The sequence below is a fragment of the Pseudomonas sp. GW821-FHT09C08 genome (genome assembly GCF_059418125.1).
The window spans coordinates 1-26,551 of sequence record NZ_JBWKPG010000014.1 but is presented as its reverse complement, the minus strand read 5'-3'; the positions used below and the strand labels follow the sequence as shown (position 1 = coordinate 26,551).

Genomic DNA, 26,551 nt, shown 5'->3' with positions numbered 1-26,551 from the left:
CAGGCGCCTCTTAGTGTTTGTCACGACGGAAGAACGCCAGGCGCTCTTCATCGATGGCCAGGCCCAGGCCCGGAGCGGTGGAGACATGCAACTGGAAATCGCGGTACACCGGCGGCTCGACCAGGATGTCTTCGGTGAGCAACAAGGGGCCGAACAGTTCGGTGTCCCACGCCAGCGTGTTCAAGGTCAGGAAGGCATGCGCCGAGGCCAGGGTGCCGATGCCGCCTTCGAGCATGGTGCCGCCGTAGAGGCCGATCCCCGCGGCCTCGGCAATCGCCGCCGTGCGCAACACCGCGCGGGGGCCGCCGTTCTTGGCGATCTTCAGCGCGAACACCGACGCCGCGCCTTCGCGGGCCAGGTTGAAGGCATCCTCCACGCATTCGATGGATTCATCCGCCATGATCGGCGTCGGGCTGGACAGGTTGAGCCGGGCCATGCCGCTACGGTTGTTGCGCGAGATCGGCTGTTCGATCAGGTCGATACCGTGGTCGCCGAGCACCTTGCACGCGCGCAGGGCCACGGCTTCGTCCCACGCCTGGTTGACGTCGACGCGCACACTGGCGCGCTCGCCCAACGCTTTCTTGATCGCGATGACATGGGCCAGGTCGCGCCCGACTTCACCGGCACCGATCTTCAACTTGAAGATGCGGTGGCGACGCAGGTCGAGCATCTTTTCGGCCTCGGCAATGTCCTGTTCGGTGTTGCCGCTGGCCAGGGTCCAGGCTACCGGCAAGGCATCACGCACGCGGCCCCCGAGCAGCTCGCTCACCGGCAGGTCCAGGCGCTTGCCCAGGGCGTCGAGCAAGGCGCTTTCGATACCTGACTTGGCAAAGGTGTTGCCGCGAATACTGCGCTCCAGGCGCAGCATCGCCGCGTTGATATTGCTCGCGTCCTGGCCGATCAGCAGCGGTGCGAAATGGCGGTCGATGTTGACCTTGATGCTGTCGGGGCTCTCGTTGCCGTAGCTCAGGCCGCCAATGGTGGTGGCTTCACCGATGCCCTCGATGCCGTCGGCGCAGCGCACGCGGATGATCACCAGGGTCTGGTTTTGCATGGTGTGCATCGCCAGCTTGTGCGGGCGGATGGTAGGAAGGTCGACGATGACGGTGTCGATCGACTCGATGGCGCAAATCGGCATGGCAATACCCGTTGGGTTCTTTATTGGTTTTGGCCGATTCTGTACCCTATTTTTCGAGGCTTCCAATATAGAATGGGTCTCGCACAATACCCTCAAGGTATGAAAGGAGCCGTCATGGAACTGCGTCACCTGCGCTATTTCCAGGTGTTGGGGGAAACCCTCAACTTCACCCGCGCCGCCGAACGCCTGCACATCGCCCAGCCGCCGTTGAGCCGGCAGATCCAGCAACTGGAGGATGAGTTGGGCGTGGTCTTGCTTGAACGCGGCCGGCCCCTGCGGCTGACCGAAGCCGGGCGGTTTTTCTATGAGCACGCCAATGTGTTGCTCGAACAATTGGGCAAGGTCTGCGACAACACCCGGCGCATTGGCCAGGGTGAGAAGACCTGGCTGGGCATCGGCTTTGCCCCGTCGACGCTGTATGGCGTGCTGCCCGAACTGATCCGGCGCCTGCGCAACCATGACGCGCTGGAGCTGGAGTTGGGCTTGTCGGAGATGACCACCCTGCAGCAGGTCGAAGCGCTCAAGGCCGGGCGCATTGATGTGGGTTTCGGGCGTATCCGCATCGACGACCCGGCCATCGTCCAGCGCGTGCTGGTGGAGGACCGCCTGGTGGCCGTACTGCCCGCCGGCCATCCTCTGCTCGAGGCGCCCGCCACCCTTGCCCAACTGGCCGCCGAGCCAATCGTGCTGTACCCCGGCAACCCGCGCCCTAGCTATGCCGACCATGTGATTGCGTTGTTCGATGCGCACGGCTTGAGCCTCAAGGTGGCGCAGTGGACCAACGAATTGCAGACCGCCATCGGCCTGGTCGGCGCGGGCATGGGCGTGACGCTGGTACCGGCCTCGGTGCAGGTGCTGCACCGCGCGGACATCGGCTACACGCCGATTGTGGAAGCCACCGCGACGTCGCCGATCATCCTCAGCCGGCGGGTGAATGATCAGTCGCCGGGGCTGAGTCATTGCCTGCAACTGGTGGAAGAGTTGATCTAAAAGAACACCACACATCCAATGTGGGAGCGGGCTTGCTCGCGAATGCGCAGTGTCAGTCACCGAATGAGTTGGCTGATGCACCGCATTCGCGAGCAAGCCCGCTCCCACAGTTGATCTCCGTTGTTTTTGAGTAAGGTATTCATCCACGCATGCGCCGGGCGTCGTTGCGTTGCAACGTCTGGCTGGGGGATTCATCGAACAGCTTGCGGTACTCGGCCGAGAATCGGCCCAGGTGGGTAAACCCCCAGCCCAGGGCGATTTCGGAGATGGTGTGGGTTGAGCCGTGTTCGAGGATTTGCTGGCGCACGGCGCCCAGGCGGTATTTCTTCAGGTAGGCCATGGGCGACAGGGCGAAGTATTTGCGAAAGGCGTCGAACAGCTTGAAACGCGACACCCCGGCCGCCGCTTCCAGATCCTCCAGGTGCACCGCTTCGCGGGCGTTGTCGTGGATGTACTGCCGGGCGCGGATCAAATAGTGCGGCAGCTTCACGCCCAGCATGTCCCGCAGCTCTTCGGAGTAGTTGTTCGGCTGGGCCAGGATCAAGCCCTTGATCAGCGAACTTTCCAGGTCCCGGGTAAACGCCGCCTGGTCATACAGCTCACTGCTGCGCTCCAGCTCGGCGATGAAATATCGCGCCATGCGCCACCACGACGCAGAAGCGCCGTCGACTGCATCCATCACCGCTTCGAAGCGCAGCGGCGCCTCAATCGGCCGTTGCAGCAAGCCTTCCAGCGACTCGCTCATGGCCGCGCGGGTGATCACCACCTGCAGCTTGCGGCAGTCGCCCGAGATTTCCAGCACCTGATGTTCGTTGGGCGAGATGATCACGCCCTGGTCACGGTTGGACATGAGCCGTTTGCCGTTCTTGCTCAGCTCCTGCTCGCCCACCAGCGGCAGGGTCAGGCTGTAGCTGCTGAAGTGCTCGGCGTCCTCGATATCAATGGTGACATCGGTGCCGTATTCGATAATCCCCAACGTCGTGGCGCGGGACTTGAACACATTGGCACTGTGGTGAAAGCGGATGCGCTCCGGCGTCGCGGTTTGCAGCCGGTGCGGCCCGCAGATGCCGGACATCCAGCTGCAGGCGCCTTCAAGGTCGAAACGCTCGATACGTATATCGCGTGTATTGCTACTCATCACGGGGCACCCACGGCAATTGTGGCCGGCGCGCTCTGACGGCGCGTCCTGATTGATCGACAGCAAGTTTTACGCCACGCCAGCCGTATTGCCACTGGGTGGATAGCAAGCGTCGACTAAGTGGATAAGCCGCCGGCTTTTTCGACCCTCACCTTGCAAGACAGTAGCGCATCACGTCACCGCCCTGCACCGCCGTGGGTATTTGCTGCCCAACTTTGCGGCCTGCCTTTGCCCATTAACCGGATAGCCCCTCGCCGCGTCGCAGCCTCTTAATGGCCCACCTGTTTAGCCATTATCAAAAGGTGCCTCCCATGAGTGGTGCAAGAAGCGTCGAGCAATGGAAAAGCTTTATCGAAAGCTGCCTGGATTTTCGCCCGGCCGATGCCGTGTTCCGTATCGCCCGCGACATGTTCACCGAGCCGGAGCTGTTCGACCTGGAGATGGAACTGATCTTCGAGAAGAACTGGATCTACGCCTGCCACGAAAGCGAACTGGCGAATAACCACGACTTTGTGACGATGCGCGCCGGGCGCCAGCCGATGATCATCACCCGCGACGGCGAAGGCCAACTGAATGCGCTGATCAACGCCTGCCAGCATCGCGGCACCACCCTGACCCGGGTTGGCAAGGGCAACCAGTCCACCTTCACCTGCCCGTTCCACGCCTGGTGCTACAAGAGTGACGGCCGGCTGGTGAAGGTCAAGGCACCCGGGGAATACCCGGAAGGTTTCGACAAGGCCACGCGCGGTTTGAAAAAGGCACGCATCGACAGCTACAAGGGCTTCGTATTCATCAGCCTGGACGTGCACGGCACGGACAGCCTGGAAGCGTTCCTGGGCGATGCCAAAGTGTTCTTCGACATGATGGTCGCGCAGTCCGCCACCGGTGAGTTGGAAGTGCTGCCGGGCAAGTCCGCCTACACCTACGACGGCAACTGGAAGCTGCAAAACGAAAACGGCCTGGACGGCTACCACGTCAGCACCGTGCACTATAACTACGTGGCCACGGTGCAGCATCGCCAGCAGGTCAATACCGAGAACGGCAGCGGGTCCGCCAGCACCCTGGACTACAGCAAGCTCGGCGCCGGCGACGCGAATACCGATGACGGCTGGTTCGCTTTCAACAACGGGCACAGCGTGCTGTTCAGCGACATGCCCAACCCCAGCGTGCGCTCCGGCTACGCCACGATCATGCCGCGCCTGGTCGAAGAGCACGGCCAGCAAAAAGCCGAGTGGATGATGCACCGCCTGCGCAACCTGAACATCTACCCGAGCCTGTTCTTCCTCGACCAGATCAGCTCACAGCTGCGCATCATCCGCCCGGTAGCGTGGAACAAGACCGAGATCATCAGCCAGTGCCTGGGGGTGAAGGGCGAGTCCGACGCCGACCGCGAGAACCGCATCCGCCAGTTCGAGGATTTCTTCAACGTGTCCGGCATGGGCACACCGGACGACCTCGTGGAGTTCCGCGAAGCCCAACGTGGCTTCCAGGGCCGCCTGGAGCGCTGGAGCGACATCTCGCGTGGCAGCCACCGCTGGGAGACCGGCCCGACGCCGAACAGCGAGGCTATCGGCATCCAGCCGGCCATGACCGGCACCGAATTCACCCACGAAGGCTTGTACGTCAACCAGCACCGCAACTGGCAGCAGTTCCTGCTCGACGGCCTTGATCGACACGCGTTGAAACTGCGGGAGGTGAAATGATGAGCGCGCCATTGCAGTACCAGATCGAGCAGTTTTTCTACCGTAAATCCGAGCTCTGCGATGCCCAGGACTGGGACGCCTATGTAGAGCTGTTCGACCCCCAGAGTGAATTCCATCTGCCGCAATGGGACTCCGAACACGTCTACACCCGCGACCCCAAGCGCGAGATGTCGCTGATCTACTACGCCAACCGTTCGGGCCTGGAGGACCGCGTCTTCCGCCTGCGTACCGGCAAGGCGGCATCCGCCACGCCGATGCCGCGCACCTTGCACCTGATCAATAACGTGCGCATCAACGAGCAGGCGGACGGCACGCTGGAAGTGCGCCTGAACTGGCACACGCTGTTCTATCGCCTGGCCACCTCGGAGCAGTTCTACGGGCACGCCACCTACCGCCTCAAACCCCATGGCGAAAGTTGGCTGATCACCCGCAAGCACGCGTTGCTGCTCAACGACACCATCAACTCGGTGCTGGATTTCTATCACCTCTAAACGCGCCTTCATGGCGAGCGCGCTTGCTGTGGCGAGCAGGATTGTTGTGCTGAACGGGCCTGTTGTGGCGAGCGGGCTTGCCCCGCGTTGGGCCGCGCAGCGGCCCCAATACAGTCACCGCATCTCTTCAGTCAAACAACGGTGCCTGGACCAGGGCCCGCTCGCAGGACAAGCCCGCTCGCCACGACAGGCGCACTCAACACGCTCATGACTCTGCGGAGACCAACACATGAATCACAAAGTGGCCTTCAGCTTCGCCGATGGCAAGACCCTGTTTTTCCCGGTGGGCGCCCACGAGATCCTGTTGGATGCGGCGCTGCGCAACGGCATCAAGATCCCCCTGGATTGCCGCGAAGGCGTATGCGGCACGTGCCAGGGCCGTTGCGAGTCCGGCGAGTACACCCAGGATTATGTGGACGAGGAAGCCCTCTCCAGCCTCGACCTGCAGCAACGCAAGATGCTCAGTTGCCAGACCCGGGTGCAATCCGACGCGACGTTCTACTTCGACTTTGATTCGAGCCTGTGCAATGCGCCCGGCCCGGTACAGCTGCAAGGCACAGTGAGCGCGGTGCAGTTGGTGTCCGCCAGCACGGCGATCCTGCAGGTTCAGCTGGACGCGTCGCTGAATTTTCTGCCCGGCCAGTACGCGCGCCTGTCCGTTCCCGGCACCGACAGCTGGCGCTCGTATTCCTTCGCCAACCGGCCCGGCAATCAGCTGCAGTTCCTGGTCCGCCTGTTGCCCGACGGCGTGATGAGCAATTACCTGCGTGAGCGCTGCCAGGTAGGCGACCGCCTCTTGATGGAAGCGCCGCTGGGCGCTTTTTACCTGCGCCACGTGACCAAGCCGCTGGTGCTGGTCGCCGGCGGCACCGGGTTGTCGGCCTTGCTGGGCATGCTCGATGAACTGGTTGCCAGCGGCTGTGACCAACCGGTACACCTGTATTACGGCGTACGCGGTGCCGAGGACCTGTGCGAGGCCGAACGCATCGACCAATACGCCTCCACCCTCGATTTTCGCTACACCGAAGTGCTGAGCAACCCATCGCCGGCGTGGCCCGGCAAGCGCGGTTACCTCACCGAACATTTCGACCTGGCCGAATTGCGGGACAGATCGGCAGATATGTACGTGTGCGGCCCCCCTCCAATGGTCGAATCCATCCAGCAATGGCTGGCAGATCAGGCACTTGATGGCGTTCAGCTGTATTACGAAAAGTTCACGCAGAGTAATATCTGACCCTCAGCACTTCTGAGGGGCTGGTGCGGCGTGCAATCAACCCTGAGAAAAACAAGTAGAAGGGAATGTTAATGGCGGATGACATGGTTAACCCGGTAGGCCTCAAGCGGGGCTTGAAGAACCGGCATATTCAGCTGATCGCCTTGGGAGGGGCGATTGGCACGGGGCTGTTCCTCGGCTCGGCGGGCGTGCTCAAGTCGGCGGGGCCGTCGATGATCCTCGGCTATGCGATTGCCGGTTTCATCGCGTTCCTGATCATGCGCCAGCTCGGCGAAATGATCGTCGAAGAGCCGGTGGCCGGTTCCTTCAGCCACTTCGCGCACAAATACTGGGGCGGTTACGCAGGCTTCCTGGCGGGCTGGAACTACTGGGTGCTCTACGTCCTGGTGGGCATGGCCGAACTCACGGCCGTGGGCAAGTACATCCAGTTCTGGTGGCCGGAGATTCCGACCTGGGTCAGCGCGCTGGTGTTCTTTGTCGCGGTGAACCTGATCAACACCCTCAACGTGAAGTTCTTCGGTGAAGCCGAGTTCTGGTTCGCGATCATCAAGGTGGTAGCGATCGTCGGCATGATCGTGCTCGGCTGCTACCTGCTGTTCAGCGGCACCGGCGGCCCGCAAGCCTCGATCACTAACCTGTGGAGCCACGGCGGGTTCTTCCCGAATGGCGGCATGGGGCTGTTGATGTCCATGGCGTTCATCATGTTCTCGTTCGGTGGCCTGGAGTTGGTGGGCATCACCGCCGCCGAGGCCAGCGAGCCGCGCAAGGTGATCCCCAAGGCGATCAACCAGGTGGTGTACCGGATCCTGATTTTCTACGTCGGCGCACTGACTGTGCTGTTGTCGCTGTACCCTTGGGACCAATTGCTGCAAACCCTCGGCGCGTCGGGCGATGCCTACAGCGGCAGCCCGTTTGTGCAGATCTTCTCGCTGATCGGCAACGACACCGCGGCGCACATCCTCAACTTCGTGGTCCTGACCGCGGCGCTGTCGGTGTACAACAGCGGCGTGTACTGCAACAGCCGCATGCTGTTCGGCCTGGCCGAGCAGGGGGATGCACCCAAGGCGCTGATGAAGCTCAACAAACAAGGCGTGCCGTTGCGTGCGCTGGCGATTTCGGCGTTGGTGACGATGCTGTGCGTGGTGGTCAACTACGTGGCGCCCCAGAGTGCGCTGGAGTTGCTGTTTGCGCTGGTGGTTGCCTCGCTGATGATCAACTGGGCGCTGATCAGCATCACCCATATCAAGTTCCGCAAGGCCATGGGCGAGCAAGGCGTGGTGCCGTCGTTCAAGACCTTCTGGTTCCCGTTCAGCAACTACCTGTGCCTGGCGTTCATGCTGATGATCGTCAGCGTGATGCTGGCGATCCCGGGCATTCGTGAGTCGGTGTATGCGATGCCGGTGTGGGTGGGGATTATCTACATCGCGTATCGGATGCGGGTCCGCAGAAGTAACGCGCCAGTCAACGCACAGTGATAGCTGTGGGAGCCGGGCTTGCCCGCGATGGCGGTGGGTCAGCCGATGGCTGTGGTGGCTGACACACCGCCATCGCAGGCAAGCCAGCTCCCATCGTTGATTGCATTCCAAATGAAAAAGCCCCGGTTATCCGGGGCTTTTTTCATAGCGTGGAACGCACTCGCCACAGCTCGGGGAACAGCACGGTGTCAAGCATCTTGCGCAGATACCCCACGCCCTCAGTACCACCGGTACCGGGCTGGAAGCCGATAATCCGCTCCACCGTCGTCACATGCCTGAAGCGCCACTGGCGGAACGAATCCTCCAGGTCGATGAACTTCTCGGCCAACTGATACAAATCCCAATACCGGTTCGGATCGCGGTACACCTCACGCCACGCGGCTTCCACCGATTCATCGTGAACCGTGGCCGCCGTCGGGTCGCGTTCGGCGCGTTTGGGGTCAATCGCCAGGCCCGCCTTGGCCATCAGGTTGACTGCCTCGTCATACAGCGACGGCGTGGCAATCGCCACTTTCAACTCGTTCAACAACTCTGGCCGATGCGCGTGAGGACGCAACAGCGCCGCGCTCTTATTGCCGAGGATAAATTCGATCTCGCGGTACTGGAACGACTGGAACCCCGACGACTGCCCCAGGAACGGACGGATCGCCTTGTACTCCGACGGCGTCATCGTCGCCAGCACCGCCCAGGCGTGCACCAGTTGATCGAAAATCCGCGACACCCGCGCCAGCATCTTGAACGCCGGCGGCAACTCGCCAAGGCGCACATGTTCGCGGGCGGCCTTGAGTTCGTGGAGCATCAGTTTCATCCACAGCTCAGACGTCTGGTGCTGGATGATGAACAGCATTTCGTTGTGGTCCGGCGACAGCGGGTGCTGGGCGCTGAGGACTTTACCCAGGTCCAGGTAGTCGCCATAGCTCATGGACTCGGAAAAATTCAGCTCGGCGTTATGCCATTCTTCCGGCGGTTGGTAATCAGCAGAGAAGGGACATTGGCTCATCGCGTGGGCTCCTTGAGCGGGCGGAGAATGGCGCGGACCGGGCTCGCGTCGAGGTTGGCAAAGCGCAACGGCAGCGCGATCAATTCATAGTCGCCCTCCGGTACGTCATCAAGCACGATGCCTTCAAGAATCGCCATGCCATGACGGGCCACGGCGTTGTGCGAATCCATGGTCTTGGATTGCTGCGGATCGAGGGACGGCGTGTCGATCCCGACCAGCCGCACGCCGAGGCTCGCCAGCAACTCGATGGTTTGCGGGGCGATGGCGGTGAAATTCGAATCCCATTCGGTCAGCGGCGCGTGTGGATAAGTACGCAAGAGCACGCGCTCTGGCAGGTTATCCACGCGCCCTTCCAACTGATGCGGCTGCACCAGCGCGCCGCTGTCCAGGCAATGCAGGACCCGGCACGGCCCCATGTAGACATCCAGCGACACCTCGCCAATCGGCGCGCCGTCCGCGCTGTAATGCAGCGGCGCATCGACGTGCGCACCGGTGTGCGGCGACAAGGTAATGCGCCCGACATTCACCGGGCATTCCGGACCGAACTGCCAGACGCGCTCTTCCTGGAACGGCGTATCGCCCGGCCAGGTCGGGGTCGCCGTACTCAAGGGCGGGCTGATGTCCCACCACGTTTTTATTGGATTCATTTCAAGGCTCTCGGCGGTTACTGGGGTGAATGATACGAGGGCCAGCTGTGAATTTTCTTGCGAATTCCAGCGCCAGGCGGGATTTCTTTCGTACTTACTGCGAGGAATTGCCGTATTTGTGATTGGATATTTCAAATGTAGGCGTCGGCTTGCCGGCGATGGCGTTCCTACGGAGCCCATCGCCGGCAAGCCGGCGCCCACAGGGTTTTGTATTGCACGGGACTTGCGCTTCTGGGCATCCCGATGTCGAGTTCAGACCACTGGCACGACGCCCGAGGCCTTAGGGTGCATCTTTGCATTCACTGCCTCGGAGTCATCATGTCCAAGCCCATCACCGTACTGCGCGATACTCACCCCCTGCCGGTCCTGGATGCCTGCAAATGGGAAAAACTCGAAGGCGACCCGCACACCGTCAACCTCAACGCCTACACCAGCGAAGACGGCAGCAAGATCATGGGCACCTGGATCTGCACACCAGGCAAGTGGTACGTGGAATACGTGAAGTGGGAATACTGCCATTTCCAGGAAGGCTACTGCGTGATCACCCCAGAAGGCCTGGAACCGATCCATTTGCGGGCTGGGGATATCTTTGTGGTGGAACCGGGGATGAAGGGGACGTGGGAAGTGGTCGAGACGGTGCGTAAGTATTTTGTGTTTGCTTAAATCGCTTCCAAAGCGGGCAACTTTGACATTGTTGTGGCGAGCGGGCTTGCCCCGCGTTGGGCTGCGCAGCAGCCCTGATCCAGACGCCGCGATCTTCCAGGAAGATCGCGGCGTTTTCCTTTAGGGCTGCTGCGCAGCCCAACGCGGGGCAAGCCCGCTCGCCACAGGAGGTCCCCTTACAAGGTTATTTGGGTTTGCGGTAGCTGTTGATGATCGCCGAGAAGTCCTTGCCGCCTTCCCCGCGCTGGCTCATCGATTGATACAACTGCTGGGCCACGGCGCCCAGGATGACGGGCTGCTTGGCTTGGCGCGCAGCCTCGGTGGCCAGGCCGAGGTCCTTGAGCATCAGGTCGGCGCCAAACCCACCGGTGTAGCCGCGCGATGACGGCGCGGTTTCAATCACGCCCGGCCATGGGTTGTAGGTGTCGGAACTCCAGCAACGTCCGGTGGAGCTGTTGATGATGCCGGCCAGCACTTGGGTGTCGATCCCCAGCGCATCGCCCAGCGCCATGGCTTCGCTGACGCCGACCATGCTGATACCGAGCAGCAGGTTGTTGCAGATCTTGGCGATTTGCCCGGTGCCGACCTCACCGCAATGCACGATGTTACGCCCCATCTGCGCCAGCACCGGTTGCAGGGTGGCGAACAGTTCAGGGGTGCCGCCAACCATGAAGGTCAGGGTGCCGGCACTGGCGCCGCCGGTGCCACCGGAGACTGGGGCGTCAGCCACGACCACACCTTGCTTGGCCGCCGCAGCCGCTACGTCGCGGATCGTCTGCGGGTCGATGGTGCTGCAATCCACCGCCGGCACGCCTTGGCCGATACCGGCGAGTACGCCGTCTTCATTCAGCCACACGCTACGCACATGTGCGGCCGCCGGCAGCATGGTGATCACAAGCTCGGCGTCTTTCGCCGCATCGCGGGGTGAATCGCTGATAGTGCCGCCCAGCTCGGCCAATTCCTTGAGCACGGCCTGGTTCAGGTCAAACAGGTTCAGCGCGTGGCCGGCCTTGATCAGGTTGCGGGCCATGGGCGCGCCCATGTTGCCCAAGCCGATAAATGCAATCTTCATGGTCGTCTCCCGGAATCAGCGCAGGTTGATGGTGGTGTTGACGCCATCGTTGACCGTGTCGTCGTCAAACCAGCGGCTGGTGACGGTTTTGGTCTGGGTGTAGAACTGCACCACTTGCTTGCCGTACGGGCCGAGGTCGCCGAGCTTGGAGCCACGCGAACCGGTGAAGCTGAAAAACGGCACCGGCACCGGGATCGGGATGTTGATGCCGACCTGGCCCACGTCGATTTCGCTCTGGAATTTACGCGCCGCCGCACCACTCTGGGTAAACAGGCCGGTGCCGTTGCCGAACGGGTTGGCGTTGACGAGCGCGATGGCCTCGTCGAGGGTCGCGACTTCGAGCACCACCAGCACCGGGCCGAAGATTTCCTGGGTGTAGATCTGCATGTCCGTGGTCACGCCCGAGAACAGGGTCGGGCCGACAAAGTTGCCTTGCTCAAAGCCCGGCACCTTGATGTCGCGGCCGTCCAGCTCGAGCTTGGCGCCTTCTTTCACACCGCTTTCGATCAGCTCGAGGATGCGCGCCTTGGCGCGTTTGGAAATCACCGGGCCGACATCGGTACCGGCCTCGCTGCCGGCATTGACCTTGAGTTTTTGCGCCAACGCCTTGAGGTCCGGCAGCCATTGTTTGGAGGCACCGACCAACACCACCACAGAGGTGGCCATGCAACGCTGGCCCGCTGCGCCGAAACCGGCACCGACCAGCGCATTGAGGGTGTGTTCGCGGTTGGCATCGGGCAGCACCACGGCGTGGTTCTTGGCGCCCATCATCGACTGCACGCGCTTGCCGTGTTTGCCGGCCAGGTCATAAACATGGGTGCCGACGGCGGTCGAACCGACGAAGGACACGGCCTTGATGTCTTTATGGGTGCACAGCGCATCCACCACGTCCTTGCCGCCGTGCACCACGTTGAGCACGCCGGCCGGTACGCCGGCTTCCAGCGCCAGCTCCACCAGCAGCACGGTCGACAGCGGGTCCTGCTCGGACGGCTTGAGGACGAAGGTGTTACCGCAGGCGATCGCCATCGGGAACATCCACAGTGGAATCATCGCCGGGAAGTTGAATGGGGTAATGCCGGCACACACGCCGATGGGTTGGCGCAGGGTGTAGGTGTCGACGCCACCGGCGACGTTTTCAGCGAATTCGCCCATTTGCAGGGTGCCGATGGAGCACGCGTGCTCCACCACTTCCAGGCCACGGAAAATATCACCCTCGGCATCGGCAATGGTCTTGCCCTGCTCGGCGCTGAGGACTGCGGCGATGCGTTTGGAATGTTCGCGGATCAAGGCTTGCAGCTTGAGCATGATGCGCATGCGCGCGCCGATCGGGGTCAACTTCCAGGTCTGGAAGGCGCGATGGGCAGCGTCGATGGCGGCATTCACTTCATCGGCAGTGGCAAACGGCACTTTGGCCAGCACTTGCTGGGTGGCCGGGTTGACGATGTCATGCCACTCGGTGGTCTTGGACTCGACCCATTCACCGTTGATCAGCAGCTTGACCTGTTGCACGGAAATATCGGCAGATGCGTTCATGTGGTCTCCAATCTTGTAGTTATGCAGAGACAAGGCGCGTGAATCGCCTTGGGAATGAGGCGTTTTTGGAGTATAGATGTGCAAATCTCTAATAAGAACGCACATAAAAGCCGGTCCAATATGCAAAAAAACATCACATCATTGGGCTCCCTGAACTGGGACGACCTGAAGTTTTTCCTCGAAGTGGCCCGCACCCGCAAGGCCAGCGTCGCGGCCAAGCGCCTGGCGGTGGACTACACCACGGTGTCGCGGCGCATCAGCTCGTTGGAAGTGTCGCTGGGTACTTTGCTCTTCGAGAAATCTCGGACCAACGGCTTCGTCCTCACCACCGAGGGCCAACGTTTGCTGGGGTACGCCGAGTCCATCGAGAGCACCCTGCACATGGCTTGCGAGCAGGTGTCCGGCTCCGGCGTGGCACTGTCCGGGCATGTGCGCATGGGCTGTACCGAAGGCTTCGGCAGTTTTTTTGTCACCCCGCAGCTCAGCCATTTCGTCGACACTTACCCGGCGATCTCGGTGGACATCCTGCCCCTGCCCCACTTCATCAGCCTGTCCAAGCGCGAAGCCGACATTGTCATCGCCCTGGAACGCCCGGAACACGGGCCCTACGTGTGCTGCAAACTGTGTGACTACAAACTGCAGCTGTATGCGACCCAGGAATACCTCGACCAGCACCCCCCGATCCGCAAACCCACGGATTTGGCCGAGCACCCGTTTATCAGCTATGTGGATGACCTGGCGTTCAGCTCCGAGTTGCTCTACCTGGCGAACGTGGTGCCCGGCGCCAGCGCCAGCCTGCGCAGCACCAGCGTGATTGCCCAGTACGTGGCGGCGCAGCAAGGCCGGTCGATGGCGATATTGCCGTGCTTCCTGGCGGCGCAGGACCCTCGGTTGCTGCCGGTGCTGGGGGAGCAGATCACACTGACTCGGCAGTTCTGGATGTACTGCCGGGAAGACTTGCGCAAGTTGAAACGCATCACCTTGCTGTGGGATTACATCCGCGAGGTGACGGAACAGAACCAGGGCTTATTGATGGGGGAGACGCGGGAGATCAAGTTTGCAGATTAAGGGGGGCGCGCGGTGTTGCAGCGAGCGCACTGCAAAATAATAGGGGGCTGGATTGCCTGCGATAGCGGTGTATCAGCCAGCTTAGCCTTGACTGATACACCGCCTTCGCAGGCAAGCCAGCTCCCACATTTGAACTGCGGCGGATGCAAGATTTTGGTTAGACACAAATAGTGTGGGAGCTGCGGCGGGTGCAAGGTTTTGGTTAGACACAAATAGTGTGGGAGCTGCGGCGGGTGCAAGGTTTTGGTCAGACACAAATAGTGTGGGAGCTGCGGCGAGTGCAAGATTTTGGTCAGACGCAAATAAGTGTGGGAGCTGCGGCGGGTGCAAGATTTTGGTCAGACGCAAATAAGTGTGGGAGCTGGCTTGCCTGCGAAGGCGGTGGGTCAGCCAGCTTAACCTTGACTGATACACCGCCATCGCAGGCAAGCCCGGCTCCCACATTTTGAATGCAGTGCAGGTGGAAAACCCGCTTAGTCCGCACTCACCACAATCGACACCCGCCGATTCTCCGTACGTCCCGCCGCCGTCGCGTTCGACGCCACCGGTTCGCTGCTGCCCAAACCGCGCAGCTGGATGTTTTCCTCCTTCATGCCCACACCGATCAGCACCGTGACCACGCTCTTGGCGCGGCGCAAGGACAGTTGCTGGTTGTAGGTTTCCTTGCCCGAAGCGTCGGTATGGCCGTCGACGCGCACGCGCTCGATGCCCACGCCGAGCAGGGCCTTGCCGATACGCTGGACGATCTCGGTACTGGGCTGGTTGAGGGTTTCGACGTCGCTGCCAAACAACACTTTGCCGGACAGGCCGAACGCCCAACCCTCGTCGGTCAGCTCAAAGCCTTGTTGCTTGAGCACGGCGACCTGGGCCGGGGTCAAGCCTTTGGGTGGGGCGGTCTGGCAACCGCTGAGAGCCAGCAGTGACACCAGCACGGTGAGGAAGATAAAACGCGCGGTCGAAAACAAGGGATCAACTCCTGTGTTGAACATTGACGGCAGGGCTCTCCGACTCCGCCGTTTGCTGGCCGCCCTGGGCCTGCCGTTTGGCCTGGTACATCGCTGCGTCGGCGGCATTGAGCAAGGTGCCGGGCGTGGCGCCATGATCGGGGTAGATGGCGATGCCGATACTGAGGGAGGTCAACACCTGGGTATTCCCGGGCACGGCAATCGGCACGTCCATGCTGGCGATAATCTTGTCGGCGATGCGCTGGGCGTCTTCCACTTTATGCAACGGCGCCAGCAGGATGGCGAACTCATCGCCGCCCAGGCGCGCGACCAGGTCATCTTCGCGCAGTTGTGCCCGCACGCGTTCAGCGACGGCCACGAGGACGGCATCGCCTGCGGCATGGCCAAAGCTGTCATTGATTTCCTTGAAGCGGTCGCTGTCGAGGTAAAGCACCGCCACCTGCTCCTTGACCTTCGCCGCGCTGCGCAAGGCACGAATCAGCCGACCTTCGAAAAACGCCCGGTTGGGCAAGCCAGTGAGACTGTCGTGGTTGGCCTGGTGGGCAAGGGTTTCGTTCTCGCTTTGCAGGTGGCTTTGCCAGGCTTCCATTTCACCGAGCAACGCATTGAAGTCGCTGCCCAGGCTGTCGAGTTCGGCGATCCGCGCGGGCGGCACCCGGCGGTCGAAGTCGCGCTCGCTGCGGGCGGCATGGGCCACGGCGGCGAGGCGTTGCAGCGGCTCGGTAATGCCGCGCAACAGACGCCGCGCCAGGTGCAAGGCCACCCACGCACTGAGGGCGGTACAGATCAGGATCCCCGCCAGCCCACTCAGCAGGAAGCGCAACAGGCTGCCGCCATGGCCAGTGACATGAATGCTGCCGATGGTGCGCCCCTGGTGCAGGATCGGCTGGCTGATGGGCTGTTCGAGCAGGGTGTGCGCCAGCTCCAGTTCAAGCCGTGAGAGCATGCCGGTTTCCGGACGTGTCCACTGCGCCAACAGCTTGCCGTTGACATCAAGCACTTCGGCCTGGGCCACCTCTTCGGTGGAGGCGATCAGGCTGAGGGCCTCGGTGGCCGCCGCGCTGTCGTTGAACACCACCGCCGCTTCTACGGTGTAGTTGATCGAGCGTGCGATCAAATGCAGGTTGTGCTCGGCGTACACGCGCAGCGCCAGCACGCCGAGCAGGGTCAGCGACACACTGGCCAGGCTCACCGCCACCAGCGCGAGGATCAGGTGCCCCCGGCCGATGACCGAGCGCAGCGTCGGTCGCACCTTATCGACCTTCATGGCGCAAGCGCTCGACGGCGGGACAATTGCAGCACGCTGGGGTGAATGCGCACGCCGCTGCGCGCCACGGAGTCGAGATTGACCTCGAACGACACCTGATCATCGCCGACCCGCAGGCAGAACAAGCTGCCGACCGTGCACTGGTCGCCGCCTTCGCTGATGCTCAGCACCGGGTGCCCGATCAACGAAGCGAACAGACGGCTGCGCTCATCGCCGCTGAGCTTGCCGATGTAAACGGCGTCACAACTATTGACGATATCAGGGTGGTCGGCGAGCAGGCGCTGCACCACCACCGGGCGGCCGGTGGCTTGGGTGGTGCCCTTGACCAGGTCGTCGGTGTATTGGGTCGGCCCGACAATGCACAGGCGCAATTGGGCAGGCTCCACCGGCCAACGCGCGTAACTGAGGATACCCAGCACTACTTGCGTCACCGCCTGGGCGCGGGAGTCGGCGGGGCTGGACGCCTGGGCAAAGGCGCCGGGCGCGAGCAGGCACAGAACCGCCACCAGCAACAGGCGTCCCCAGCTCATACGGCGCTCTGTGGGCGAGACAGCCACGTTCATGCAGCGATTTCTCTCAGGTGCGTACAAAGTGATGCCGCAACGATAGCACAGCAACGGAAAACCCCGCGAAGCGAGGCTTTCGCGGGGGCCGCTATTTTTTCAGAAAAATCAGGCGACTGAATCAGAAATATCGCATGACCTGTCAGTCAGTTTTTTCCGTCTCCTGACCCAGTTCCAGCATCAACCCGCTCAAGCGCTTGACCTTGCGTCGTACCGCTTCTTCAAACACGCCGCCACGGGGTTCGATCAGGCTGAACCAGCGCTTGGCGCGGGTGATCCCGGTATAGATCAGCTCTTTAGTGAGCACCGGGTTCAATGCGTCCGGCAGGATCAGCGCCGTGTGGGTGAATTCCGAGCCTTGGGACTTGTGCACGGTCATGGCGTACACGGTTTCGACATCATTCAGGCGGCTGGGCAGTACAAAACGCACACCGCCTTGACCATCATTACGCGGGAAGGCCACGCGCAATACCTGCGGCCCCCCGTCGCTTTCGGGCAGTTTGAGGGCGATGCCGATATCGCCGTTCATCAAGCCCAGGCCGTAATCGTTGCGAGTCATCAGCACCGGGCGGCCTTCGTACCATTGCTCGTCACCTTCGATCAGCCGCACCTTGCGCAAGGCGGCGGTGATGCGCAGGTTGAGGCCTTCCACCCCCCACGGTCCCTTGCGCACGGCACAAAGCAACTGGAAGGCGTCGAAGGCTTGCAACAGTTGTTGCGCCCAGTGGGTCCAGGCGGCGTCCTCGCGTGGAGTCTCCAGGGACGGGCGCGCGCTGTGCAGCAGGTTGAGGTAATAGCGATAACCTTCGGCGCCATCGCCCTGTCCGTCCAGTACCAGCCGCTCCAGGGCGTGGTCGTGTTCGCCCTTGAGGCTGACGCAGAACAGGTCGCGATGGCTGCGCGCGGCCAGCAACTTGCGCGCTTCTTCAGCATTCTGCTGGTTGACCCAGCGCGCCAATTGGCCGATGCCACTGCCCTCGCCGAAACGCCGCGAGTAACGCAACATCACCACTTGCTGGGCCAGCGGGTGGCTGCCATCGAGGTCTTCCTGCAGGCCGCTGGCGTCAAGGTCTTCGCCGCTGACCGCCTGCAGCCACTGACGCGTCTCGGGGCTGTACCAACCGGCCTCGGCGTCGCGGCACAAATCGCCGAGTACGGCGCCCGCCTCCACCGACGCCAGCTGGTCCTTGTCCCCCAGCAGCACCAGCCGCGCGTGGGGCGGCAAGGCGTCGAGCAGGTTGGCCATCATCTCCAGGTCGATCATCGACGCCTCGTCCACCACCAGCACATCCAGCGGCAGTGGGTTGCCCAGGTGATGACGGAAATGCCGAGTACCCGGGCGGCTGCCCAGCAGGCGGTGAACCGTGGTCACCTGGGTCGGGATTTTTTCCCGCACGCTTTCGGGCACTTTCAGCGACAGTACTTGCTGGCTGATGGACTCGGTAAGCCGTGCGGCGGCTTTACCGGTGGGTGCGGCCAGGCGGATGCGCAACGGTGTGCCGACTTCCACCGCAGGCGCCTGCAACAACGCGAGCAGGCGCACCACGGTGGTGGTCTTGCCGGTACCGGGGCCACCGGTGACGATGCTGAATGCCCCGCGAGTCGCCAGGGCGCAGGCGAGTTTTTGCCAGTCGATCACACCCTCGGGTGCGGGTTGGTCGAACAAGCCATTCAAACGCTGGGGCAAATCGGCAGCGACGCTTTCCTGGGTGGCGAGGCGCTGGCGCAGTGCCGTGTCGATACGTCGTTCATAGGTCCAGTAGCGGCGCAAATACAGGCGTTTGCCGGACAGTACTAACGGACGGCTTTGGGCTGATTCACTGCCATCGACGGCCAACGCGACCAGGCCGCTCGCAGCCAGGGCATGGCACCAATGGGCGCCGTCCAGACCGTCGAGCAACTGCGACGGCAGCAGCATGGCAGTGGTCTGCAGATCGCCTTCGGGCGGCAAGGACAAGGCGAAGTCCGGCGCTTTCAGGGTCTCGAACAGGTCCAGGCAGACATGGCCGTGGCCCAATTGGTGGCTAGTCAGCGCGGCCGCCAGCAGCACCAGGGGGTCGGCCTGCGGGTCGAGTTCATGCAGGAAGCCGACGAAGGCTTTGTCGAGGGCGCGCAACCAGCCACGCGCCACCCAACGTTCCAAGAGTTGCAGCAGGTCGGCGGCGCGGCTGAGGGGCGCCAGTTCCTCCAACGGCAATGGCGACAGGCTCATAACAACACTCCTTGTTCCCAGGCGGGCTCAACCTTGGGCGGGATGGGCTTGCCCTGGAACAACAGATCCAGGCCTTCGATCAATTCACGCGGTGGCCGAGTGAAATACGCGCCCTGGCTGGCGGCCTGCGTACCGCGCAGGAACAGGTAGAGGGCGCCGCCGACATGGCGGTCGTAGTCGTAGTCCGGCAGGCGCGCCTTGAGCTGGCGATGCAGGGCCAGCAGGTAAAGGACATATTGCAGGTCGTACCGATGCTCGAGGATCGACTGTTCCATGGCGGCTTGGGTGTAGGCCGAATCGTCAGGACCGAGCCAGTTGGACTTGTAGTCAGCCACGTAATAGCGGCCATCGTGTTCGAAAGTCAGGTCGATAAACCCCTTGAACATACCGTTGAGCAACACCGGTTCGGCGGCGACGCGAGACACGCCGTTGTGGGTGTACTGGCACACCAGCTTGTCGAGGGCGAGTACATCGACCTTGTGGCTGGCGAACCAGAACTCCATTTCGATCTGGTAGTGCTGCAAGCCACTGAGGCTGACCTGGCCGTTATCCACGGGCAACGGGGTTTGCAGCAAGTGACCGAGCCAGTCGCTGAGGGTGACGATCCAGCCCTCCCAGTTGCGCCGATTGCAACGCGCGCCCACGGCTTTTTCGATCGCCTCGGGCGTTACGTTGAAACCATCTTCGCCGGCCCACTCCAACAGGCCATGGAGGAAGGTGCCTGGGTTCGGGCCACGTGGGAAACGGTGAATATCACCGCCAGATGCCGCCACTTCGCGCGGTGCGTCGGGGTCGAGGCGCTCGTCATCAAACAGCTTCTGGGCTTGTGGGCTTTCCGGCGCTTCGAGGCTGGCGGCGCTCATGCTGTCGCCAATACGCAAGGCGCTGTAGGAAGCGATCCACCAGTTTTCCGCGGCCTTGCGTTTGGGCAGCAACGGCGCAAGCAGCGTGGCTTCGTTACGCGGCGGGTGGAACAGGATGGCTTGAGCTTCGGGCACGTGGGCGTAGTGAATCGCGGGACAGCCGTCCTGCAGGTCCAGCAACCAGCGCGCCAGGCCGGCAGATTCGCCCAGCAACGAACCCGCACCGAGCAAATAGCCCAGCGCCGACAAGTGCAACACCGAACTGCTGCTGTTGCCACGCTTGAGGTCGGCGACACCCAGCCAGCAGGCGTGTTTGGCGCGGGTCAAGGCGACGTAGAACAAACGCAGGTCTTCGGCCAGGCGCTCGTCGTCAGCCAGGGCAATCAACTCGGCGGTCGGCCGCAGGCTCACGTGGGATTTACCCTGCTCGTCGTGGTAGTGAAGCGGCAACCGGCTGCCGTCCACAGGCTTGGCCGAGCAGATGAAGGGCAGGAAAACCAGGTCGTACTCCAGCCCCTTGGACTTGTGGATGGTCACGACCTTGACCAGTTGTTCATCACTTTCCAGGCGCAGGATCTGTTCTTCGCCGGCCTGTCCAGACAAGGCGAGGTGTTCGGCCAGATGGCGAATCAGCGCCTGTTCGCCATCCAGTTCCGCAGCAGCTTGTTGCAACAATTCGCTGAGGTGCAGCAGGTTGGTCAGCACCCGCTCGCCGTCGCTGCGGGCGATCAGGGTTTGCGGCAGTTTGAAATCGTGCAGCAGGCGACGCAGCATCGGCAGCACACCCTGGGTGCGCCAGATGGCGCGGTAGCCACGGAACTGCATGACACGGGATTCCCACGCCAGCTCGTCCTGATTCAGACGCTCAAGTTCCGGCAGCGACAGGTTCAAGGTGACACATGCCAAGGCGGCTCGCAGCGGGCGCTCGACGTCCGGCTCGGCACAGGCCTTGAGCCAGGCCAGCAGGTCATGGGCTTCCTGGGCGGCGAACACTGAGTCCTTGTCCGAGAGGTACACACTGCGCACGCCCCGGGCGGCCAGCTCGGCGCGCACGGCTTGGGCTTCCTTGCCATCGCGCACCAGGATGGCGATGTCTGACGGCAGCACGCCTTTAAAACCCGCCTCCGGATGTAGGAAACCGGCTGTGCCTTGCTGACCGCCATTGAGCAGTTCAACAATCTGCGTGGCGCAGGCCGCGGCCAGTTGCTGGCGGTACACCGCGTTGGAAACCGGCTGATCGGTGGGCAGGTGCCAGAGGTTCATCGCTGGCACTGCTTGGCCGTCGACCTGCAATTGCTCCTTGCGGCCTTGGGACAGCACCGAGTGGAACGGTACCGGGTTCTGGCCGTCCGGCTCGCGGAACAGGAACGCGCCACGGCCAGTTTCCGCACGCTGAAACACGTGGTTCACCGCCTCGACCATCGCGTGGCTGGAGCGGAAGTTGGTGCCCAGGGTGTGATGGCGGCCGGTGGTGGATTGGCGCGCACGCAGGTAGGTGTAGATGTCGGCACCACGAAAGGCATAGATCGCCTGCTTGGGGTCGCCGATCAGGAACAAGCCACTGTCGAGGTGGTTTTCTTCGATGCGGTAGATGCTGTCGAAGATGCTGTATTGCACCGGATCGGTGTCCTGGAATTCGTCGATCAGCGCCACCGGGAACTGCTCGCGGATCACGCTGGCCAGGCGCTCGCCACCGTCGGCCTGCAGGGCGGCGTTGAGACGGATCAACATGTCGTCAAAGCCCATTTCGGCGCGACGGCGTTTTTCTTCTTCGAAGCGTTTACCCACCCAACCGGCAGCATGCTGCAACACCGCCGCGTCAGGCGTTGGCAGTGCGTCGAGCGCAGCTTTGAGGCCAGCCATGGCGTCGATACCGGGGTGCTGCGGCGGGTCGCCCTTCCAGGCTTCGGCCATACCGTCGGGCGTCAGGCGGGTGAAGCCAGTGCCGATGTCCAGTTGCTCAAGGGTTTCGTCAGCGGCCCAGGCGCTGATCTTTTCGAACCAGGGTTCGAAGTAACGCGCCTGCATCTTGCGGCCGTCGACGGCTTTGGCGGCCACGGCCTGCAGGCAGATGTCACGCAGCTCGGCGGCCCATTGCTGCCAGGGCGCCTTGAGCTGTATCAGCGCTGCTCGACGCTCTTGCAGGCAGGCGTTGATCAGCTCGGCAGGTTCACGGGCTTCATCCGTGGGTCGTTCACTGCCGAACAAGGCGCGTACCCGTGGCATCAAGGCAGCAGGGCCGCCCCAGTTGTTGCGCACCCAATTGAGCGCGTCGTCATGCATCGGGTAACAGAACAACCGCCAGTAATCGCGCAAGACTTCGCCGAGCAGATCACTGTGGTCAGTTTCCAGGGTTTGAGTGAACAGGCTGCCGCTGTCGAACGCGTGCTCGCGCAGCATGCGCTGGCACCAACTGTGGATGGTCGAAACAGCAGCTTCGTCCATCCACTGGGCGGCGATGTCCAGGCGATTGGCGCAGGCGGGCCATTGCTCAGGCGGGTATTGATCTCGCAGCTCGGCAATCAGGGCATCGGGTTGCGGTATTTCATCGCGAAAGAAACGTGCCGCCTCTGCCAGGCGGATGCGAATGCGTTCGCGCAACTCCTTGGTGGCAGCGTCGGTGAAGGTCACTACCAGAATTTGTGGGGGCAGCAGTTCGCGGCCAAAACCGGATTCATCACCACCGTGGCCGAGGACCAGGCGCAAGTACAGCGCGGAAATAGTGAACGTCTTGCCGGTACCGGCGCTGGCTTCGATCAGTTGGCTGCCTTGCAGCGGGAAGGCCAGGGCCAAGGGTTTGCTGCTCATGCGCCGGCCTCCTCGCGGGTGAGAGATCGCCATGCGGCGTTGATCAGTGGGCGGTACAAGGTTTCGCACCAACCTTCAAACTCTTCACTGGCGACCAACGCGGCGTAGTCGGGGAATTGTCGCGTGAGTGCCGGGGTTTCACGGCGTTCGCCATCAGTGGTCATGCCATCACCTTCATAGGCCTTGCTGGCAGCGGCCTGGGCCTTGGCCGGATCGGTCTGGCCAAGCCAGGCGAACGCGGTTTTAACCGCCACGGGCAAAGGCTTGCTCATGCCGTGGTGCCAGGCCAAAAGCAGGTTGGCGAGGATCTCCCGGGCAGTGGTCGGATCCAATGGGGCCAGCAACAAGGTGTCGTCGCTGGCCACCAACCCTGTACTCAACGGCAGGCCGCAGGCGCAGGCAACCACGTGATTGACCCAGGGCCGAATCAGGCGGTGCCATTTGCGCGTCTTGATCGAGCCGATGCTGTTGGGGATGGTGGTCACGCTCAGCAGGCCGCCATCACTGCGTCGATGCAGGCCGCTGATCCAGCCTTCCAGCTGGATACCTTGATGCTCAAAACTGATCGGTTCAGCGGTAGTGTGGGGCTGCGGCCAGAGCGCCAGAAGCTGCTGATAGCGCTGCAGCAGGTCGGGCAATGGCTCAATCAGCTCGTTGCGCAGGCACTCGCCGAAACCGACCATAGGCAGCAGGCCACTGCCTTGCAAGCGCAGGGCTTGGGCATTCAGGGCCTGGTCGAGGTGATCGGGATGGCTCAGCGCCGCACTCAAGAGACTGTCGCTCAGGCTGTAGCGTTGTAATGCGTCGAGGACGAAGGGCTCTTCATCGGCCAACGGCACCTCAGCGGCTTCAAAGAACACCTTCAGACGTTGACTGAAGAAATGTTTGACCGGGTTGCGCAGGAAGTCCTGCAACTGGCCGAGACTCAAGGGTTCTTCTTGCTGGTGTGGCGCCAGTTCGTCCTCTACGGCAATGGCCTCGACTGCGGCGTGCAGCAACTGCCATTCACGGGCATAGCTGAACAATGCATCGCCTTCATGGAAGTAGCGGGCGCTGAAAGGTTGGAGCGGATGCTGCTGGGTCATCGCTTCGAGCAACGGCTCTTGTGTGTGTGCGTTATGCCAGCCGCTGGCGAGATGATCGCGCAATTGGCCGATCAACACCGACGCCGGGCGATCACTGTTGTCGCGGATGCTGCGGCCGACCCAACTGATGTAGAGCTGGTCCCGGGCCGACAGCAGCGCCTCCAGCAGCAGGTAACGGTCATCTTCACGGCGTGAACGGTCGCCGGGGCGGTAGTCGCTGCCCATCAGGTCGAAATCCAGTGGCGGTTGCGCACGCGGGTAATCGCCGTCGTTCATGCCAAGCAGGCAGACCAACTTGAACGGGATCGCGCGCATGGGCATCAGGGTGCAAAAATTGACAGCTCCGGCGAGGAAGCGTTGGGACAAACGGCCTTCATCCAGACCGGCCAACCAGGCCTCACGCACTACGGTCAGGGGTAACTCGTCATACAGGCCGACCGACTCGCAGGTTTCCAGCCAGGTTTCTCGCAGTTGTTCGAGTTGGCCCAGCAGGAAGTCATCGTGTTCGCTGCTGGGCAGGAAGAACAACTGCATCAAGCGTTGCAGGCGTTCGCCCCATTCGTGTGGGGCGGCCGGTTGCGACAGTGCTTGATGCGCGTCATTAAGCGCATCGAGCAGAGCGACCAAGGGACCGATCAGCGCGGCGTCGAGGCCACCAATCTCATCGTAAGGCTCAATACCGTCGCAGGCGAGACCCGTGCCGACGGCATAGCCCAGCAACATGCGGCGCAGGCCGAATCGCCAACTGTTTTGCTCCAGCTCATTGGGCAGGCCGAGGCCAGCACGTTGCTCGGCATTGAGACCCCAGCGGATCCCGGCACCCTCGATCCAGCGATGCAATGTGGGCAGGTCGCGCTCCTTGATGGCGAAGCGTTCGCGCAGCGCTGGAACGTCCAGCAGGTCAAGGATTTCGCTGACCGGAAAGCGGCTGTCGGGTAGCTTCAGCAGGTGCTCGACGGCGATCAGCAGCGGATCGCGGCCACGTTGGCCCTGGTCAGTGAGGGTAAAGGGAATGAAGCGTGGATCAGTTCGCTCCAACTGGCCGAATACGGCACGGATGTGCGGCGCGTAGCTGTCGACGTCGGGAACCATGACGATGATGTCACGCGGGCGCAGCGCAGGGTCCGCGCTGAAGCGTTGGAGCAGTTGGTCGTGGAGGATTTCGACCTCACGCTGGGCACTGTGGGCGACATGAAAGCGTATTGAAGTATCACGCTGCAGGTCGACAGCGGGCCATAGCTCACGGGTTTCGTTGAGCGGGCGCAGTTCGAGGATGTCGTCCTGGAGCTGGTTGAGCAAGGTACTGGGTTCGCTCTCGCTGAACAGGTCGATGCGGCCGTCACGGAAGGCCGCGCGGTAGCTATTGGGGTCGTCGTAACTGTCCAGCAGGCTGATGTAGTCACGCCCTTGTTTGCCCCAGGCTGCCAGCAGCGGATGGGCGTGCTGGTGAAGGGTCTGCGGATCGATGGTGACGGGCATGCCGGCTTTACGCGCCTGGCGCTTGTATTCGTTACGTAGCAGGTCTTTGTCGGCAACGATGTCGGACCAATGGTGGCGACATGGATTGTGCACGCACAACAACACTTGGCTGAACCGCGCTAGGCCGGCGAGGGCTTCAAGAGCCTGGGCGGGCAACGAGGAAATACCGAAGACAATCACTCGGGAGGGCAAGCCTGGTGGGGCTTTCTCAAGGGTATTGATGCGTTCGATAAAGCGCTGGTGTACACCGGCACGGCTTTGGGCCATGCCCTCCTCGCCTACATCCAGCAACAGCGCGCGCCATAACTCAGCTTGCCAGCAGTTGGCTGGGTCCAGGGGCTTGGTTTCACCGCGGCCGTTACGCAACTGATGGCGGCCGGCAGCCCAATCTTCCAGCCAGTCGGCACGATAGACCTGGTATTGGTCGAAGAGATCGGCCAGGCGCTCAGCGAGTTGGTAGCGTTTGCGCAGATCGGCGTCGTGAGTGAGGAAACGCTGCAGAGGTTCGAAGTACGGTTGATCGATCAACTCCGGGAGCAGGCGCATCAGGCGCCATGTCAGCGGGGCTTTATCGAGCAGGGATTTTGGCGGGATTTCGTCACGGCCCAGGACCATGCGGTAGAGCTGCCACATGAAACTGCCGGGGAGTTGCACATCAATGGCAGCCGCGATTCCACAGCCGCCCATATCGTCCTCTTCCGGGTCTTCGGCCAGGGCCAATTTGAGCCACTGGGCAATGCCGTTGCTTTGGACCAGGGCGATTTCGTTTTCCAGGGGCGCAAGCGGATATCGACGCATCCAGCTGACAACCAGGCTGCGCAGTTCATCCAGGCGGTTGCCGTGAACCACCATGAATCCAGCGCTGAGGGACGTCGCATCCGGCATAACGGCTTCCTTGGGAAAAGCAAAATCGAGGGAGCGACTTTAGCATTGAAGGCGGTATTGGCGGTCTTGGGATGCAGGATATGGGGAGATTTTGGCTGTCGCGACAGTATCAGGCTCGGGACGCTACGGTTAACGCGCATCGCGTGTATCAAATAGAACAGCGGAGGATTAGCACTACGCGACGGCATCTGCGCATTTTCGACCGCCCAAAACAAAACCCCTGTCTGCGTTAGCAAACAGGGGTTCTGGAATTTAATCTTGACGATGACCTA

General features: G+C 62.1%; 19 protein-coding genes. 7 read left to right on the top strand and 12 right to left on the bottom strand.

Going from position 1 to position 26,551, the window contains the following annotated elements:
* Positions 1–10 precede the first annotated feature (10 nt).
* Positions 11–1,138, bottom strand: a complete 1,128-nt coding sequence (locus AC07OJ_RS28660; RefSeq protein ID WP_065908429.1) for a muconate cycloisomerase family protein — start codon at positions 1,136–1,138, stop codon at positions 11–13.
* A gap of 114 nt (positions 1,139–1,252) precedes the next feature.
* Between AC07OJ_RS28660 and AC07OJ_RS28655 the strand changes: the two genes are divergently transcribed.
* Complete coding sequence (locus tag AC07OJ_RS28655; protein WP_065908428.1) at positions 1,253–2,128, top strand: LysR family transcriptional regulator; 876 nt, start codon at positions 1,253–1,255, stop codon at positions 2,126–2,128.
* A 139-nt stretch (positions 2,129–2,267) separates the two neighbouring features.
* On the opposite strand, the gene AC07OJ_RS28650 is transcribed toward AC07OJ_RS28655, so the two are convergent.
* A complete protein-coding gene (locus AC07OJ_RS28650; protein ID WP_065908474.1) occupies positions 2,268–3,266 on the bottom strand; it encodes an AraC family transcriptional regulator in 999 nt (332 codons plus the stop codon).
* A gap of 311 nt (positions 3,267–3,577) precedes the next feature.
* On the opposite strand from AC07OJ_RS28650, the gene antA reads away from it, so the two are divergent.
* The 4 genes from antA to AC07OJ_RS28630 all read left to right on the top strand — a co-directional run bounded on the left by antA (position 3,578) and on the right by AC07OJ_RS28630 (position 8,169).
* Positions 3,578–4,969: an anthranilate 1,2-dioxygenase large subunit gene (gene antA / locus AC07OJ_RS28645; protein WP_065908427.1), complete on the top strand. Its 1,392-nt coding sequence runs from the start codon at positions 3,578–3,580 to the stop codon at positions 4,967–4,969.
* Entirely contained in the window at positions 4,969–5,460 is a 492-nt protein-coding gene (antB, locus tag AC07OJ_RS28640) for an anthranilate 1,2-dioxygenase small subunit (RefSeq protein ID WP_495095679.1), read from the top strand. Before antA ends, antB begins: the two co-directional genes overlap by 1 nt.
* Before the next feature lie 229 nt (positions 5,461–5,689).
* On the top strand, positions 5,690–6,694 hold the full coding sequence (gene antC / locus AC07OJ_RS28635) for an anthranilate 1,2-dioxygenase electron transfer component AntC (protein ID WP_495095678.1): 1,005 nt from the start codon (positions 5,690–5,692) through the stop codon (positions 6,692–6,694).
* A gap of 71 nt (positions 6,695–6,765) precedes the next feature.
* Complete coding sequence (locus tag AC07OJ_RS28630) at positions 6,766–8,169, top strand: amino acid permease (RefSeq protein ID WP_065908421.1); 1,404 nt, start codon at positions 6,766–6,768, stop codon at positions 8,167–8,169.
* Between the two features lie 142 nt (positions 8,170–8,311).
* Here the strand turns inward: AC07OJ_RS28630 and kynA are convergent, their stop codons facing one another.
* Together kynA and kynB are read right to left on the bottom strand one after the other, a co-directional pair.
* Positions 8,312–9,169 (bottom strand): tryptophan 2,3-dioxygenase, encoded by an 858-nt coding sequence (gene kynA, locus AC07OJ_RS28625; RefSeq protein ID WP_495095677.1) that lies wholly within the window; start codon positions 9,167–9,169, stop codon positions 8,312–8,314.
* Complete coding sequence (kynB, locus tag AC07OJ_RS28620; RefSeq protein ID WP_120449909.1) at positions 9,166–9,816, bottom strand: arylformamidase; 651 nt, start codon at positions 9,814–9,816, stop codon at positions 9,166–9,168. Before kynB ends, kynA begins: the two co-directional genes overlap by 4 nt.
* Before the next feature lie 318 nt (positions 9,817–10,134).
* On the opposite strand from kynB, the gene AC07OJ_RS28615 reads away from it, so the two are divergent.
* Positions 10,135–10,479 carry a cupin domain-containing protein gene (locus tag AC07OJ_RS28615; protein ID WP_010566207.1) on the top strand — a complete coding sequence of 115 codons (345 nt, stop codon included), beginning with the start codon at positions 10,135–10,137 and terminating at the stop codon, positions 10,477–10,479.
* A gap of 184 nt (positions 10,480–10,663) precedes the next feature.
* Here AC07OJ_RS28615 and mmsB read toward each other — a convergent pair whose 3' ends face one another.
* Both mmsB and AC07OJ_RS28605 read right to left on the bottom strand, forming a co-directional pair.
* Positions 10,664–11,551: a 3-hydroxyisobutyrate dehydrogenase gene (mmsB, locus tag AC07OJ_RS28610; RefSeq protein WP_065908412.1), complete on the bottom strand. Its 888-nt coding sequence runs from the start codon at positions 11,549–11,551 to the stop codon at positions 10,664–10,666.
* 15 nt (positions 11,552–11,566) lie between these two features.
* Positions 11,567–13,084 (bottom strand): CoA-acylating methylmalonate-semialdehyde dehydrogenase, encoded by a 1,518-nt coding sequence (locus tag AC07OJ_RS28605; protein ID WP_065908408.1) that lies wholly within the window; start codon positions 13,082–13,084, stop codon positions 11,567–11,569.
* Positions 13,085–13,204: 120 nt separating this feature from the next.
* Here AC07OJ_RS28605 and AC07OJ_RS28600 point away from each other — a divergent pair, with 120 nt between their 5' ends.
* Complete coding sequence (locus AC07OJ_RS28600; protein WP_065908407.1) at positions 13,205–14,152, top strand: LysR family transcriptional regulator; 948 nt, start codon at positions 13,205–13,207, stop codon at positions 14,150–14,152.
* Positions 14,153–14,625: 473 nt separating this feature from the next.
* Here the strand turns inward: AC07OJ_RS28600 and yfiB are convergent, their stop codons facing one another.
* The 6 genes from yfiB to recC form a co-directional block, all read right to left on the bottom strand.
* Positions 14,626–15,117 carry an outer membrane lipoprotein YfiB gene (yfiB, locus tag AC07OJ_RS28595; RefSeq protein WP_495095676.1) on the bottom strand — a complete coding sequence of 164 codons (492 nt, stop codon included), beginning with the start codon at positions 15,115–15,117 and terminating at the stop codon, positions 14,626–14,628.
* Positions 15,118–15,121: 4 nt separating this feature from the next.
* A complete protein-coding gene (gene dgcN / locus AC07OJ_RS28590; protein ID WP_065908403.1) occupies positions 15,122–16,384 on the bottom strand; it encodes a diguanylate cyclase DgcN/YfiN in 1,263 nt (420 codons plus the stop codon).
* A complete protein-coding gene (yfiR, locus tag AC07OJ_RS28585) occupies positions 16,381–16,947 on the bottom strand; it encodes a regulatory sequestration protein YfiR (protein WP_065908401.1) in 567 nt (188 codons plus the stop codon). The genes dgcN and yfiR overlap by 4 nt, the downstream gene beginning before the upstream one ends.
* A gap of 142 nt (positions 16,948–17,089) precedes the next feature.
* Complete coding sequence (gene recD / locus AC07OJ_RS28580) at positions 17,090–19,159, bottom strand: exodeoxyribonuclease V subunit alpha (protein WP_262132801.1); 2,070 nt, start codon at positions 19,157–19,159, stop codon at positions 17,090–17,092.
* Positions 19,156–22,830, bottom strand: a complete 3,675-nt coding sequence (recB, locus tag AC07OJ_RS28575) for an exodeoxyribonuclease V subunit beta (RefSeq protein ID WP_495095675.1) — start codon at positions 22,828–22,830, stop codon at positions 19,156–19,158. The genes recD and recB overlap by 4 nt, the downstream gene beginning before the upstream one ends.
* Positions 22,827–26,279, bottom strand: coding sequence for an exodeoxyribonuclease V subunit gamma (gene recC, locus AC07OJ_RS28570; protein ID WP_495095674.1), 3,453 nt, complete (start codon positions 26,277–26,279; stop codon positions 22,827–22,829). The genes recB and recC overlap by 4 nt, the downstream gene beginning before the upstream one ends.
* Positions 26,280–26,551 lie beyond the last annotated feature (272 nt).